We start from the raw sequence: 14,329 nt of genomic DNA, 5'->3' as shown, positions 1-14,329 counted from the left end.
CCCCTTTGCATGGTCATGCAGTGATGTGTATATACTTCTGCTCGTGTCCAAGGTACTCACCTCCCTCCCCGTCGGTGAACGTGTCGGGATCGCCTTCTCCGGCGGCCTCGACACCTCGGTAGCGGTCGCGTGGATGCGCGAGAAGGGTGCAGTGCCGTGCACCTACACCGCCGAGATCGGCCAATATGACGAGCCCGACATCGCCTCGGTGCCCGGCCGCGCCACGGCGTACGGCGCGGAGGTCGCCCGGCTGGTCGACTGCCGCGCGGCCCTCGTGGAAGAAGGGCTCGCGGCCCTGGCCTGCGGGGCGTTCCACATCCGTTCCGGCGGCCGCACCTACTTCAACACGACCCCGCTCGGGCGGGCCGTCACGGGCACGCTGCTGGTGCGCGCGATGCTCGAGGACGGCGTGCAGATCTGGGGCGACGGCTCCACCTTCAAGGGCAACGACATCGAGCGGTTCTACCGCTACGGCCTGCTCGCCAACCCCTCCCTGCGGATCTACAAGCCGTGGCTGGACGCCGACTTCGTCAGCGAGCTCGGCGGCCGCAAGGAGATGTCGGAGTGGCTGCTCACCCGCGAGCTGCCCTACCGGGACAGCACGGAGAAGGCCTACTCCACGGACGCGAACCTCTGGGGCGCGACCCACGAGGCCAAGTCGCTCGAGCACCTCGACACGGGCGTCGAGATCGTTGAACCGATCATGGGCGTGCGGTTCTGGGACCCCGAGGTCGAGATCGCCGCCGAGGACGTCACGATCGGCTTCGAGCAGGGGCGGCCGGTGACCATCAACGGCAAGGAGTTCCCCTCTGCCGTCGAGCTCGTGCTGGAGGCCAACGCCATCGGCGGCCGGCACGGCCTGGGTATGTCCGACCAGATCGAAAACCGGATCATCGAAGCCAAGAGCCGGGGCATCTACGAGGCGCCGGGCATGGCGTTGCTGCACGCGGCCTACGAGCGGCTGGTCAACGCGATCCACAACGAGGACACCCTCGCCGCCTACCACGTCGAGGGCCGGCGACTGGGCAGGCTGCTGTACGAGGGCCGCTGGCTGGACCCGCAGGCGCTGATGGTGCGCGAGTCGCTGCAGCGCTGGGTCGGCACGGCGATCACCGGCGAGGTGACCCTGCGGCTGCGGCGCGGTGAGGACTACTCCATTCTGGACACGTCCGGCCCCGCGTTCAGCTACCACCCGGACAAGCTCTCCATGGAGCGGACCGAGGACTCCGCCTTCGGGCCGGTCGACCGCATCGGCCAGCTGACCATGCGCAACCTCGACATCGCCGACTCCCGCGCCAAGCTGGAGCAATATGCCCGGCTGGGCATCGTCGGCAGCGCGCACCCGACGCTGATCGGCGCCGTGCCGGCGACCCCGACCGAGCTGATCGGCGCCATGCCGGAGGGCGGGGCCGAGGCGATCGCCTCCAGCGGCGAGATCCCCGGCGACGAGCTGCTCGACTCCGCCGCGATGGAGTCCGGCACCGACTGACCCTAGGGGTGCTCACCCGCCCCTAGCAGCCGCCGCCCGAGGACACGTGCGGCCTCCTGGACTTCGGGGCACCGCACGATCCGGTACGCCGCCGGGATCATCACGAGCTGCTCGGCGTACCACACAGGGTTGCTGGTGCTGCCGACCAGGCGGGTGGTCTCGGCGTCGAGCGGCTCGAGCCGTCCGAGGGCCCGGGGGAGGCACCCCGCCACCGCGTCGACGGGGGCGTCGATGACGACCTCGATGTCGTACTCCCACCCGACGGCGAGATGCTCCTCGAGCGTCGCGACCGGGTCGAGGTCGGCGGGTGGGCTGAAGACGGCGTCGAGCACCTCCACGCCGCGCACCCGGTCGATCCGGTACGCCCGCCGAGCGTCCGCGACGTGGGACCAGCACAGCAGATACCACCGGCCGTGGCGGACGACCACCGCCCACGGGTCGACCTCGATGGCGCGCTCCTGCGACCCGGCCTCGGAACGGTAGCCGAGCCGCACCCGCCGATGGCTCGAGCAGGCCCGCACGAGCGTGGTCGTGGTCGCCGGGTCGGGGCGGGCGGCGGCGCGGTCGGGGGCGGGCGCCGTGGTCCGGCGGACGGCCTCGGCCTGGGCGGCCACCGGGCCGGGGAGCGCCCGCATGATCTTGCCGAGCGCGTTGCCGACCGGGTCGGTGGGATCGCCGGCGTCGTGGTGGCCGTCGAGCACGGCCATGACCAGGCCGAGCGCCTCTTCGGCGGTGAACCTCAGGGGCGGCAGCCGCAGACCGCGGCCGAGGCGGTAGCCGCCGTAGGGTCCGCGGACGGACTCGATCGGGATGCCGGCCTCGCGGAGGATGCCGACGTATCGCCGGGCGGCCCGCTCCGAGACGCCGAGCTTGTCGGCGATCCGGTCCGCGGTGATGCCCGGGCTGCCCTGGATCAGTTCGAGTGCCAGCAGCGCGCGTGCCGTGGGGCTCGCGTCGGGCTTCACGTCATCTCCGCAATCCGGTAGCAGAACGTCCGGAATGGAACCTAGCATGCGGGCCATGACCGAGGACACCCTTCACGAGCCGGCGATGACGGCAGAGCCCGCGCCGATCCCGGCCGAGCGGGTGACCATCGTCCCCGCCAACGAGGCGTCGTGGGACGACCTCGGCACGATCTTCGGCACCACCGACGCGGGCCGGTGCCAGTGCCAGCGGTTCAAGGTCGTCGGCTGGATCTGGCGTGACTCCACGCAAGAGGGGCGGACCGCGATGCTCCGCGCGCAGACCGCCTGCGGCGACCCGGACGCGGGGGCGACCAGCGGTCTGGTGGCCTACGTCGATGACGAGCTCGCGGGCTGGACGATCGACTTCGCCCGTGGGCACGGCGCCCGTGCGCTCGAGGCCTACCCGATGATCACCCAGCCGGGCAAGGAGATCACCTGGGGCGAGCTGCACGTGGGGGCACGTCAGGTCTTCGAGGACGCCGGGTTCAAAGAGGTCAGCCATCCCACGGTCCGGCGGGTGGTCATGCGGATCGACTTCGACCATGAGAACGGCAGGCGGGATGCTCCTTCCGTCGTAACGGGACGGGGCACACGCCGCGCCACCGCTTTGGGGCCTGAGCAGGTGTGATTCCCAGGTGCCTGGGGAGCGGAAGGTCATGGGCAGGAATCTGGTGGAGATCATCCGGCAGATGGGGATGACCGACCCCCGCCTGCTGGCCGCGGTCGCCGCCACGCCGCGCGAGCACTTCGTGCCGCCGCGCTCGGCCGGGCGGGCCGAGCAGGACACGCCGATCCCCATCGGCCACGGGCAGCCCACCTCGCAGCCGTCCCTGGTCGCTCAGATGATCGACGCGCTGACGCTGACGGACGAGGACACGGTGCTGGAGATCGGCACCGGGTACGGCTACCAGACCGCCCTGCTGGCGCACTTGGCCGATCGTGTGTACTCGGTGGAGCGCTACGCCGACCTGGCCGAACACGCACGGGCCAATCTCGCCGCGGTGGGCGTGACCAACGCCGAGGTGGTGGTCGGCGACGGCACCGCCGGCCTGCCCGAGCACGCTCCCTTCGACGCGGTCGTCGTCTCCGCCACGGCCGCCGAGGTGCCCGCCCCGCTGGCCGAGCAGCTCGTGGAGGGCGGCCGCCTGGTCATGCCCATCGCGGCGGGTGTGGCCGACCTCGTCACGCTGTTCACCAAACGGCACGGCAGCCTGGAGCCGCAGCGAACTGTGACGCCCGCGCAGTTCGTCCCCCTCATCGGCGAACATGCCACTGAGTCGCCCTATCAGGCCTAACGTGCCGAGATGGATTACATAGGGGACATAAAGTAGGCGCTGCGGCAAGCGCGCTGGCCGTCACCGGCCTTACCTCTACATCCACATCGATGTGGCGACGCGTCAGCCGGTGGAAGTGTCCATCGGCGCGGTGCCCGACCTCGGCGCCACGACGGAATGAGGCGACGACGGGCCCCGTCCTGACGAGGCCGAGCTCACCACGGTGGCGGTCCCCGTCACGAAGGGAGACTGACCCGCCGGCAGGCGGGCGATTCTCAGCGCCCGGTGGAATCCGGCAGGACCGGGGCGACGACGAACCTGGTCGTGGCCCACGCCACGTACAGGAGGGGCGAGCACAAGACCAGGAGGCCGATCACCGGCTTGACCAGGATGACGGCCGCGGCCAGCACGAGCACGGCCATGCTGACCGCGGCCAGGTACCAGCGCCGCGCCACCAGGTAGAGGCTGGGGCGCACGAGGTCGCGCAGTCGTACGGGCTCGTTCCTGGGCTCGGCCAGCAGCACCAGTGAGGCCCAGATCACGGCTGCGACCAGGGCCGCCGCCGTGGCGAAGAACGGCGCGAGCGCCGGCCCCCAGGTGGTGCGTGCCACGATGACGGCGTCCACGGTCAGCATGCTCACGGCTGCGGCGCCGGCCGCCCAGAGCAGCAGCGCGCGGGCGGCACAGCGGCGGTAGCCGCTCCAGAACGTGCGGAAGACGGCGGTCGAGCCGTCACTCAGCGCGGCGAAGCAGCTGAACGCCCCGGCCAGCGCGGGCGCGCACAGCGACGACAGCACGGTGAAGAACGGCCACGACGCCAGCGGGTCCCGCACGATCGCGAGTGCCGCCAGGAGCGGCGCGCAGGCGACGGCGAGCAGGACGTTCGTCATGAGACCGACGTAAACGGTGGAGAAGACCTTCTCGTACGTCGCCTGTTCGGCCGGGCGGAGCAGGCGGCGAACCGCCGAGCCGGCGTCGTGCCCGCTCATCCCTTCAGCCCGCTCGTCGCGATGCCCCGGATGAAGTAACGCTGCCCCACCAGGAAGATGACCAGGATCGGCAGCACCGACAGCACCGCGCCGGTCATCATCATCGCGTAGTCGGCGTCGTACTGCCCGACGAAGGAACGCAGCCCGAGCTGCACGGTCCACAGCTCGTTGTCCGTCAGGTAGATGAACGGCCCCATGTAGTCGTTCCACGTGTTGACGAAGGTGAGCAGGGCCAGGCTCGCGAGCGCCGGCTTGGACAGCGGCAGAATGATCCGCCAGTAGATGCCGTATTCGCTCAGCCCGTCGATCCGGGCCGCTTCGCACAGGTCGTCCGGGATGGACATGTAGTACTGGCGCATAAGGAACACGCCGAACGCGCCGAACGCCTGCAGCAGGATGATCGCCCAGTAGGTGTTCGTCAGTTCGGCCTGCTGCATCATGATGTACTGCGGCACCATGTACGCCTGCCACGGCACGGCGATGGTGGCGATGTAGGCGAGGAACAACGCGTCCCGGCCGGGAAAGCGCACCTTGGAGAACCCGTAGGCCGCGAAGCTCCCGGTGAGCAGCTGCAGCAGCGTGATCGTCAGGGACAGGAACGCCGAGTTGCCCAGGTAGGTCAGCAGCGGGATGCGGTCCCAGATCTCCACGAAGTTCGACCAGCGCAGCTCCTGCGGGATCCACTGCATGGGGATCGCGAAGACCTCGTTGTCCCGCTTCAGCGAGGACGACACCATCCAGGCGAACGGCACGAGCACGAGCAGCGTGACGACGGTGAGCGAGAGGTAGGCCAGCGCCTTGCGGATGGGGCTCCCGCCGGAGCGGTCCCCGTCCTCGGGCGCCGCCGGCGGGCGCCGCCGGGCGGCGGCCGGGGGAGCATCGTGCAGCGCGGTCATCGGGCGCTCCTCCGCTCATTGATACGGAACTGGACGACGGTGACGGTGAGCACGATGACGAACAGCACCAGGGCGACCGCCGAGGAGTAGCCGAACTTTCCTTCGGTGATGCCTTCCCGGTAGACGAGCTGGGCCAGCACCAGCGTGCTGCGGCCCGGGCCGCCGTCGGTCATGACCACGATGAGGTCGAGGACCTTGAAACTCTGGATCGTCAGCATGACGATGACGAAGAACGTCGTGGGCCGCAGGCACGGCAGCGTGATGTTCCAGAACCGCTGCCAGGCGCTCGCGCCGTCCACCCGCGCCGCCTCGTAATACTCCTTGGGGATCGTCTGCAGCCCGGCCAGGTAGAGCACCATGTAGTACCCCATGTCCCGCCACACGCTGGTGATGATCACGGACGGCATCGCCCAGTCCGTGCTGGCCACCCACTTGGGCGGGCTCGCCACGCCGAGCGCTTCGAGGACCTGGTTGATCGGCCCCGCCGTTGGATTGAACAACGTGTTCCACACGATCGCCACGGCGACCAGCGAGGTGATGTACGGGAAGAACGCCGCGGTGCGGAAGAACGCCACCCCGCGCAGCTTCCGGTTGAGCGCGATGGCCAGGCCGAGCGCCGCCACCAGCGTCAACGGGATGTGGCCCGCGGCGTAGTAGAGCGTGTTGCGCAGGGCGACGTGGAAGTTCTCATCCGCCCACAGCTGCTGGAAGTTCTCCAGCCCCACCCACTCCGGCGTGCTGTAGGAGTCCCAGTCCAGGAACGCCAGGGCGAAGGCCGCGAGCATCGGCAGCAGCGTGAACAGGGCGAAGCCGACGAAGTTCGGGAGGATGAAGCTCCACCCGACGAGGATGTCGCGCCAGGCCCGCCGGCGGTGAGGCGGGGCGGTGGGCGCCGGTGGTGTTGCAACGTGAGCCATGGCCATCCTTCTCCTGCAGGACCTGCGGCGACACGTGGCGGGCCTGGAGGTCTCCAGGCCCGCCCGGGCCGGTCCTTAGTTGAGCACTTCGCTCTTGACGCGCTCGTTCATCGACTTGATGCCGTCGGCGACCGACTTGTCGCCGACCATGATGAGCTCGTGCTCCTCCTTGAGGATGGTGTCGATGTCGGAGGTGTTCTCGCTGACCGGCATCTCGAGATTGACCTTGTCCGGCTCGAACGCCTTCTTGGACACCTCGTCGGTGGGCATGCCGTCGAGCGCGAAGTAGGCGCTGGTGATCTCGGGGCTCTGCAGCGCCGGCACCACGCCCACCTTGCTGATCGCCTCGGCGCCCGCCTTGCCCGCGGCGAACTGCACGAACTTCTTGGCCGCGTCAGCGTGCTCGGCCTTCTTGTTGACGGCGAAGGCGGTCGGCGAGCCGAAGGTCGTCACCCCCGAGCCGCCCGGGCGCTGCGGCATCGGTGCCAGCGCCCACTCGACGTCGGTCTTGCCGTTCTTCTTGGCGTCCATGAGGGCGGCGATGTACCAGGTGCCCATGGGCAGCATGGCCGTGGCCCCGGTCTCGAACAGCGTCTTGTAGTCCGACTTCTGCGCGGTCGCGGTGCCGAAGTCGAGGGTCGAGCCGGACTTCTGCACCCCGAGTGCCACGTTGTACTGGTCGGTGAAGAAGGAGTATTCGCCGCTGAGCTGGTCGCCGCCCGTCTGGGCCGCGGAGATGGCCTGCACCACCGACCGCCAGGTGTGGTGGTAGGTGCCGTAGACCTTCTTGCCGCCCTCGTCCTTGGTGAGCTGCTGCGCGAGCTTGGCGTACTCGTCCCAGGTCAGGGTCTCGGGAGCCTTGACACCGGCCTTGTCGAAGTACGTCTTGTTGTAATAGAGCAGCCAGAAGTCCTGCCGGTACGGCAGCGCGAAGTACTTCTCACCGACGTTGAACGCGTCCAGGCCCGCCAGATTCGCGGCGTCGCCCGACTTGGCCAGGTCGGTGAGCTCCTGGAGCTGCCCGCGGCTGGAGTAACGCGAGTAGTCGGTGACGTTCTTCATCGTGATCACGTCGGTCTTGTCGCCACCGGCGAGCATCGTGGTGACCTTCTCGGCGTAGTCGTCGGCGAGGATGTCCACCGGCTTGATCTTGATGCCGGGGTTCGCCGCCTCGAAGGCGTCGAAGAGCGCCTTGAACTCGGGGGTCTTGGCCATGTTCCACACCGTGACGCTCAGCGTGACGTTTCCGTCGCCGCCGCTCGCCGGCTCCGACGATCCGCCGCAGGCGGTGAGCGCAAGCGAGAGCGCGGCCGCGGCGCTCAGGGTCTTCACGAGGGGGTGGCGCACCCTTGCTGGCGTGTTCGAAGCGGTCATTGCTCCGGTCTCCTTTCTCTTGAGCCGGTCTCAGGGCTCAGGCGCTCACCATGAAGTCGTCGGGGGTCACGGCCGCGCGGGGCGGCTGACCGGACAGGTAGCGTTCGAGCTCATCGAGCGCGCTCTCACTCATCCGCCGGGTCTCCGATCCCAGAGATCCGGCGATGTGGGGGGTGATCATGACATTGGGCAGGTCGTACAGCAGTGAGGTGGCGGGCAGGGGCTCGGGGTCGGTGACGTCGAGGATCGCGTCGAGCCGGCCTTGGGCGCACTCCCGCTCCAGGGCCGCGGTGTCCAGGACGGCGCCGCGTGCGGTGTTGATGATGGTGGTCCCGTCACGCAGCAGGGCGAGTTCGGGCGCCCCGATGAGGTGCTGGGTGGACGGCAGCTCCGGGACGTGCAGCGTGAGCACGTCACAACGCGGCAGCAACTCGGGCAGCGGCAGCAGCCGGGCGCCCAGCGCGCTCACCGCGGCCGGGTCGGCATAGGGATCGGCGACGAGGACGTCCACCTCCAGACTGCGGAGCCGGTCGACGACCCGGCGCCCCACCCGGGAGAAGCCGACGACGCCGATCGTGCGCCCGCGGTTGGTCAGCTCCCCGCGTCCGGCGGAGAAGGACCAGTCCGCGCGCAGCCGGCGGGCGTCCTGGGCGAGGAACGGAGCCTTCTTCCCGGCGAAGATGACCGCCGCCAGGGTGAACTCTGCCACCGGGATCGCGTTCTCGTCGGCGGCATTGGTGACGAGGATCCCGCGCCGCCACACCTCGTCGGTGACGAACGTGCGAACCGTGCCCGCGCAGTGAAAGATCGCCCGCAGCCGTGGCGCGTCGGCCAGCCGCTCGGTTGTCAGCGGCGGACAGCCCCACGAAGTCACCAGCACCTCGACGTCGCGCAACCGGCGGCGCACGGAGGGTGCGTCGAGGTCCGCGGTCACGATCGGATCGCCCACCTCGACCAGGTCGTGCAACCGGCGAAGCTGCGGCTCGTGGAACTGCACGCTGAACTTCGCAGGGTCCATGACCAGCAGGGCAGGGGGTCGTCTCACCGGTGTCCTTCCGGGCAAGCGCTTACCAGTGCCGCTGATCATGTCTGATCATTACAATCACGTCAATACCTCGTTAATCAGAACGATCACGTTATCTGATCGATATTGATCGGTCTCGTACCAAAGAGCGGTCGGCATGGTACGAAACGGAGACGTTAACGTGTGCGATCACGGCCAGGAGGATCCATGCTCATGCTGCGGGAGTTCGACGACCTGCGGCTCTCGCCCCAGACCGGATGGACCAGGAACCACTGGGCGGCACTCGCCGACCATCTCCTCCTGTCCGCCCGGCGGTACGCCTCGGCGTCCCATGCCCGGATCTCCTTCCCCGGCCCGCCGGGTGGCTACGGGCCCGACGTCGACGCGCTGGAAGGCTTCGCGCGCACATTCCTGGCGGCCGGGTTCCGAGTCGCGGGCGAAGGCGGGCGTGATCCGCTCGGCCTGATGGAGTGGTACGCGCAGGGCCTGGCCACCGGCACGGATCCCCGCTCACCCGAGCGCTGGGTGCGTCTCGACGAGCACGGCCAGGCGAAGGTCGAGGCCGCGTCGCTCGCCCTGGTGCTCCACCTGACGAGGCCGTGGTTGTGGGACCGGCTCGACCCGATCGTGCAGGAGCAGGTCGTCGACTACCTCGCGCCCGCGATCGGCTCGGACTACCCGCCGATCAACTGGATCTGGTTCCAGATCGTGGTCGAGCAGTTCCTCGCCTCCGTCGGCGGCCCCTTCGAGCGCAAGGACATCGAGGAAGGGCTCGCGTTCACCGACGGCTTCGCCAGGGAGGACGGCTGGTACGCCGACGGTGCCGAGCGCGCCTACGACCACTACGCCGGATGGGCGCTGCAGTTCTACCCGCTGATGTGGAGCGAGATGGCGGCCGGGGACCCGGCGGCGGATTCACGGCGACCGCTCTACCTGGAGCGGCTCGAACGCTACCTGCACGACGCCGTCCACCTCGTCGGCGCGGACGGATCCCCGCTGGTCCAGGGACGCAGCCTGACCTACCGGTTCGCCGCCGCCACCCAGTTCTGGACCGGCGCCCGGGCGGGGATCGCCACGCCGGGCCCCGGGTTGCTGCGCCGCGCCGCCTCCGGCATCGCCCGCCACTTCACCGAACGCGGGGCGCCGGACGAGGACGGAGTCCTGACCCTGGGCTGGCACGGAGCCTGGCCCCCGATCGCCCAGTCCTACTCCGGGCCCGGCTCGCCGTACTGGGCTGCCAAGGGCTTCTTCGGCCTGTCCCTGCCCGCCGACCATCCGGTGTGGACGGCCGTGGAGGAGCCGCTGCCGATCGAGTCCGGCGACTACCAGCGAGTCGTCCGCGCGCCGGGCTGGTTGGTCAGCGGCACCCGGGGCGACGGGGTCGTACGGGTGATCAACCACGGCACCGACCACTCCCACCCGGGGACGCACCTGACCGACTCGCCCCTGTACGCGCGGCTGGGCTATTCGACCGCCACCTCGCCGGTGCTCGCAGGTGAGCACGCCGCCGACCCCTTCGACCAGGCGGTCGTGCTCCTGGACGAGGACGGGCGGCCGAGCCACCGCACGGGATTCGAGACACTCCTCCTCGACCGCCTCCCCTCGGGAACGGCGATCGGGGCCTCACGCTGGCAGGCCCACTGGGTCACCCCGGAGGGCGACGCTCGCGGGGACCACGGTTACGGGCGGCCAGGGACGGTACGCCTCGGGCCGTGGCTGGAGCTGCTCTCCGCCGTGCGCGGGCCCTGGGAGCTGCGCCTGGTCCGGGTGCGGGCCACCGGGGCGGAGCCCGGCCGGCTGCGCGTCGGCGGATGGCCGCTCCCCGCCGCCCACCCCGTCCAGGGCGACCTCCCCGCCGTGTCGAACGGCACCATGCACGCGCGCGTCATGGCGGGACCCGGGCTGGACCTGTGCGGCGTGCTCTCCGCCCAGGACTCCTCGCCGCTCGCACCGTGGACGCTCGTGCCCTGGTGCGCCACCACCGCGCCGGCGCGGCCGGACACCTGGTACGACGTGGCGGTGTTCCTCGGCGGTCAGGAGCCGGACCGGTCGCCGGTCCTGTCCTGGGACGGCCCGGCGCTCGCCCGCGTGACCTGGCCGGACGGGACGGACGACCTCCTGGACACGTCCGTCGCGCCCAGCGGACCGTGAACGCTACGACCCCGAGGACGAGCGCACGATCAGGCGTGGCATGCTCATGACGCCGAGGACGAGCGCACGATCAGGCGTGGCTCGATGACCATGCGGTGGGTGGGGCGCTCCGGGTCGGTCAGGCGCTCGGCGAGCAGCCCGAAGGCTGCCCGCCCGATGGCCGTCTTGGGCGGGCGGACAGCGGTCAACGGCGGGTCGCACAACTCGGCCACCTCGTCGTCGTAGGCCACGATGGCGAGATCGCCGGGCACGCGGATGCCACGCTCCTGGCACCGTTCGACCAGGTCGATCGCCTCCGGGTCCGAGTGGACGAGCAGCGCCGTCGTCCCGGAGGCGACGCATCGGTCGATCAGGCTCTCCAGCGCCCTGGGCCACTCGGGATCCGACTGGTCGACCGTGCTGATGTCCAGCGAGTCGTCCCGTGGAAGGCCGAACTCCTCGCATGCCTGCTGCCAGCCGCGCCGCACGTGCGGGCTCGTCGGGCTCTGCACGGTGGTGATCAGTCCGATCCGCCGGTGACCGAGCTCGACCAGATGCCGCACGGCCATGCCGGCCCCCAGCGCGTGATCGCTGACCACCGACTCCATCGCCTCCTGATAGGGGCCGGAGGCGGCGGTGCGCTCGATGAGCACCATGGGCATGTCGGCGTCCTGCAGCCAGCGCACCAGCTCCGCCCCTTCGTCGCCGGTCGTGGTGGGCGCGACCAGGAGGCCGTCCACGCCCACCGCCTCCACCAGCCGGGAGAGGTGGCGGCGCTCGTCGGTGGCCCGGTAGCTGGCGCCACGCAGGACGACCCGCACGCCGGCCGCCGCGGCTGCCTCCCGGACGCCGCGGATCACGTCGGGCCAGTAATAGTTCAGCGACGGCACCACCATGCCGATCGTGACCTGCGGTGCCTCCGCGTCGGATGCCGGCGACTCCTCCGTCTCGGCGACGCCGGCGAGCGTCTCGGCCACCGGCCCGTTGTGGAGCACGGCGCCGCCGCGTACCCGGCGGATGAGCCCCTGGGACGAGAGCAGCGCGATGTCGCGCCGGATCGTGATGGCCGAGACGTCCAGCTCGGTCGCCAGCTCGCTGACGCGCACCACGCCGCGCCGGCGCAGCAACTCCACCATCTGGGCGCGGCGCTCGTCCGGCAGCGCACCCGGCGAATCGGACACGGTCATTCCCCCACCCCCACGCGGACCTCGAAAGCGCCCCGCGCCGTGCCGGGCAGGTGCAGCTCCAGCCTGGTCAGCCGCTCGCCCCACACCTCGCAGAGCAGGGGGTCCTCCAGCATGCGGACGGTGAGCACGGCCGCCGCGACCTCAGGGTCCCACGCGACGCTCACCGCCCGCGCGCCGCCCGGCGGCCGGACGACGACCTGCCCGGCGGACGGCTGCTCCACCTGCCCGTTCAGCAGGAAATGCAGCACGCTCGGGTCGCCGTCCCCGGTGAAGCTCCAGGAGTCCCCGATCGTCACGCGTGACGCGCGCCGATCGAGCGACGCCGTCCGCCACCACCGCTCGAGCTCGGGTACGGGGTAGGCGGCGGCCAGGTCCAGCCGCACCTCGAACCGGCCGGGCTCGTCCACCACCTGCACGTCGCGGGCCCGGAACCCAGACCCCTGCCCCTGCGCCGCGCCCCGCACCTCGGGAACGTTGTGCCAGGTGCTCTGCATCGTCCAGATCGCATAACGGTCCGGCCCGAACGTCTGCGCCGTGTACGTCGGCCGCCCCGCGTCGACCACCACGGGAACGCCGTCCACGGCGACGACCACGGACCCGACGTCGTTGTGGTTGTGGTGCTCCCCGTTGTGCCCGCCCTTGACCGCGAGCGCGAGACCGCGCGCCGTCCCGCCCGCCGTACGCGCGAGGCCGACCTGCGTCCTCGGCAGCCAGACCCCGGCCACGAGAGGCGGCTCGCCGCGCTCGGCGTGCTGCCACGCGTCATCGGCCAGCTCGCAGAGCGCCCGCCCGAGCTCGGCGGAGGCGCGGATCCCCGGCGTGCGCTGCGACTCCGCGTGCCGGCGGGCGTCCACTTCGCCGAGCCCGCGAGCCCAGCGGTGCAGCACCTGCCACGGCTGGTCGGCCGGCGGCCGAGCCCGCGCGTCGGCGAGGTTCAGATACCACGGCCCGCCCAGATGCATGCGGTGCGGGAACCGGACCGTCTCCCGCACGACCGGGACGTCCGCCGCGTCGAGCCGCCCCGACGTGGCGTGCTCCAGGAGGTCGAGTGCCTCGAGCGCCCGGCATGCCCCGTTCCACCAGTATTCATAACCCTCATCGACGGAGCCGTCGGCCGGCAGCGCCGCGAGGTAACGATCGAGGCCCGCCACCGCCCAGGCGACCTGGCCGGCCCGCTCCCGCCCCGGCTCGGCCAGGCGCAGCGCGGCGACGAGCACGTTGCCGCAGATCCACGGGCACCAGTTGTGCACATCGCCGTCCAGGCCCAGCCAGTGCCAGTCGCGCCGCTGGACGAACGGGTCGAGCACCCGCACGCGCACCTCTGCCCGCACGCGTTCCCGCAGCCCGGGATAGCGCTCCGCCAGCCGGTCGCCGAGAGCCTGGTCGGCCCACGCCAGCTGGGCGGCGACGTCGGCGGCGCCGAGGTCGAGGCAGGGTGTCGCCACATCGGGCAGGACCGTGCCGCGGGGCCGGCAGGTGTCCTCGTGCGCCGGCCAGCACCACGAGCTCTGCTCACACAACTGGACGATCCCGTCGGCGGCCTCGTCCAGCCACGTCTGCTCGCCGCCCGCCTCGCCGCTCGCGGCCATGAGCACCGCTCGGGTCAGCCGGTCCTGGCGCTCGAACACCTGGCTCTCGTAGCGGGTGCGGTTGCCGTCACGGAAGTAGCGCGCGTACTGCGAGGCCAGCGGTTGCGGCCAGGGTGTGCCCAGCTCTGCCTTCGCCCGCTCCCGTACGGCGGCCAGCGCGCCGGACCTGCGGACCTGATCCCAGGCGGCGTCCCCCGCAGATGGGACCGGCAGCGCCGCCTCAGCCGGCAGCAGGCTGCGGACCAGGGCCTCCGGCGACATCGCGGCCCCCCAGACGGCACGCAGGGGACCTACCGCCCCGTCTTCCGCCGGTCCGCTCCCCGTCCGCCAGCCCGCGGAGCCGGTTGCAGTGTTCGTCATGGTCCTCCTCGCGACGCCCCCATAGTAGCGATCGAAAGTGATCGAAGTTGAATCAAATTACGCTTTCCTGGGCCTATTGATCGGAACGCCGCAAGCACCCGCTCGCGAGCGGCGTTCGGCGGGCGCCGCGCTGCC

General features: G+C 70.8%; 12 protein-coding genes. 4 read left to right on the top strand and 8 right to left on the bottom strand.

What is annotated here, in order from left to right:
• Nucleotides 1-43: 43 nt before the first annotated feature.
• Entirely contained in the window at nt 44-1,489 is a 1,446-nt protein-coding gene (argG, locus tag ACTWQA_RS42665) for an argininosuccinate synthase (protein ID WP_443164581.1), read from the top strand.
• A 2-nt stretch (nt 1,490-1,491) separates the two neighbouring features.
• Here the strand turns inward: argG and ACTWQA_RS42660 are convergent, their stop codons facing one another.
• Entirely contained in the window at nt 1,492-2,454 is a 963-nt protein-coding gene (locus ACTWQA_RS42660; protein ID WP_443164580.1) for a helix-turn-helix transcriptional regulator, read from the bottom strand.
• 55 nt (nt 2,455-2,509) lie between these two features.
• Here ACTWQA_RS42660 and ACTWQA_RS42655 point away from each other — a divergent pair, with 55 nt between their 5' ends.
• Nucleotides 2,510-3,082 (top strand): hypothetical protein, encoded by a 573-nt coding sequence (locus ACTWQA_RS42655; protein WP_443164579.1) that lies wholly within the window; start codon nt 2,510-2,512, stop codon nt 3,080-3,082.
• 28 nt (nt 3,083-3,110) lie between these two features.
• Nucleotides 3,111-3,749 carry a protein-L-isoaspartate(D-aspartate) O-methyltransferase gene (locus tag ACTWQA_RS42650; RefSeq protein WP_443164578.1) on the top strand — a complete coding sequence of 213 codons (639 nt, stop codon included), beginning with the start codon at nt 3,111-3,113 and terminating at the stop codon, nt 3,747-3,749.
• A 254-nt stretch (nt 3,750-4,003) separates the two neighbouring features.
• Here ACTWQA_RS42650 and ACTWQA_RS42645 read toward each other — a convergent pair whose 3' ends face one another.
• The 5 genes from ACTWQA_RS42645 to ACTWQA_RS42625 form a co-directional block, all read right to left on the bottom strand.
• Nucleotides 4,004-4,717 carry a hypothetical protein gene (locus ACTWQA_RS42645; protein WP_443164577.1) on the bottom strand — a complete coding sequence of 238 codons (714 nt, stop codon included), beginning with the start codon at nt 4,715-4,717 and terminating at the stop codon, nt 4,004-4,006.
• Complete coding sequence (locus ACTWQA_RS42640; protein WP_443164576.1) at nt 4,714-5,613, bottom strand: carbohydrate ABC transporter permease; 900 nt, start codon at nt 5,611-5,613, stop codon at nt 4,714-4,716. Before ACTWQA_RS42640 ends, ACTWQA_RS42645 begins: the two co-directional genes overlap by 4 nt.
• Nucleotides 5,610-6,530, bottom strand: coding sequence for a carbohydrate ABC transporter permease (locus ACTWQA_RS42635; protein WP_443164575.1), 921 nt, complete (start codon nt 6,528-6,530; stop codon nt 5,610-5,612). The genes ACTWQA_RS42640 and ACTWQA_RS42635 overlap by 4 nt, the downstream gene beginning before the upstream one ends.
• A 75-nt stretch (nt 6,531-6,605) precedes the next feature.
• Nucleotides 6,606-7,904: an ABC transporter substrate-binding protein gene (locus ACTWQA_RS42630; protein ID WP_443164574.1), complete on the bottom strand. Its 1,299-nt coding sequence runs from the start codon at nt 7,902-7,904 to the stop codon at nt 6,606-6,608.
• A 37-nt stretch (nt 7,905-7,941) separates the two neighbouring features.
• A complete protein-coding gene (locus ACTWQA_RS42625) occupies nt 7,942-8,949 on the bottom strand; it encodes a hydroxyacid dehydrogenase (protein WP_443164573.1) in 1,008 nt (335 codons plus the stop codon).
• Between the two features lie 186 nt (nt 8,950-9,135).
• Between ACTWQA_RS42625 and ACTWQA_RS42620 the strand changes: the two genes are divergently transcribed.
• Complete coding sequence (locus ACTWQA_RS42620) at nt 9,136-11,079, top strand: DUF2264 domain-containing protein (RefSeq protein ID WP_443164572.1); 1,944 nt, start codon at nt 9,136-9,138, stop codon at nt 11,077-11,079.
• A 44-nt stretch (nt 11,080-11,123) separates the two neighbouring features.
• On the opposite strand, the gene ACTWQA_RS42615 is transcribed toward ACTWQA_RS42620, so the two are convergent.
• Nucleotides 11,124-12,245, bottom strand: a complete 1,122-nt coding sequence (locus tag ACTWQA_RS42615; RefSeq protein WP_443164571.1) for a substrate-binding domain-containing protein — start codon at nt 12,243-12,245, stop codon at nt 11,124-11,126.
• Nucleotides 12,242-14,194 (bottom strand): heparinase II/III domain-containing protein, encoded by a 1,953-nt coding sequence (locus ACTWQA_RS42610; RefSeq protein WP_443164570.1) that lies wholly within the window; start codon nt 14,192-14,194, stop codon nt 12,242-12,244. The genes ACTWQA_RS42615 and ACTWQA_RS42610 overlap by 4 nt, the downstream gene beginning before the upstream one ends.
• Nucleotides 14,195-14,329 lie beyond the last annotated feature (135 nt).

The organism is Nonomuraea sp. 10N515B (assembly GCF_052245915.1).
GTDB lineage: Bacteria > Actinomycetota > Actinomycetes > Streptosporangiales > Streptosporangiaceae > Nonomuraea.
Note: the sequence above shows the minus strand (reverse complement) of the source record. Positions and strands in the feature narration are given on the sequence as shown.

Bases quoted from the DNA above. Each gene is read 5' to 3' on its own strand.
- ACTWQA_RS42655 (WP_443164579.1), top strand. From the start codon at position 2,510: ATGACCGAGGACACCCTTCACGAGCCGGCGATGACGGCAGAGCCCGCG.
- ACTWQA_RS42650 (WP_443164578.1), top strand. From the start codon at position 3,111: ATGGGCAGGAATCTGGTGGAGATCATCCGGCAGATGGGGATGACCGAC.
- ACTWQA_RS42645 (WP_443164577.1), bottom strand. From the start codon at position 4,717: ATGAGCGGGCACGACGCCGGCTCGGCGGTTCGCCGCCTGCTCCGCCCG.
- ACTWQA_RS42640 (WP_443164576.1), bottom strand. From the start codon at position 5,613: ATGACCGCGCTGCACGATGCTCCCCCGGCCGCCGCCCGGCGGCGCCCG.
- ACTWQA_RS42635 (WP_443164575.1), bottom strand. From the start codon at position 6,530: ATGGCTCACGTTGCAACACCACCGGCGCCCACCGCCCCGCCTCACCGC.
- ACTWQA_RS42630 (WP_443164574.1), bottom strand. From the start codon at position 7,904: ATGACCGCTTCGAACACGCCAGCAAGGGTGCGCCACCCCCTCGTGAAG.
- ACTWQA_RS42620 (WP_443164572.1), top strand. From the start codon at position 9,136: ATGCTCATGCTGCGGGAGTTCGACGACCTGCGGCTCTCGCCCCAGACC.
- ACTWQA_RS42615 (WP_443164571.1), bottom strand. From the start codon at position 12,245: ATGACCGTGTCCGATTCGCCGGGTGCGCTGCCGGACGAGCGCCGCGCC.
- ACTWQA_RS42610 (WP_443164570.1), bottom strand. From the start codon at position 14,194: ATGACGAACACTGCAACCGGCTCCGCGGGCTGGCGGACGGGGAGCGGA.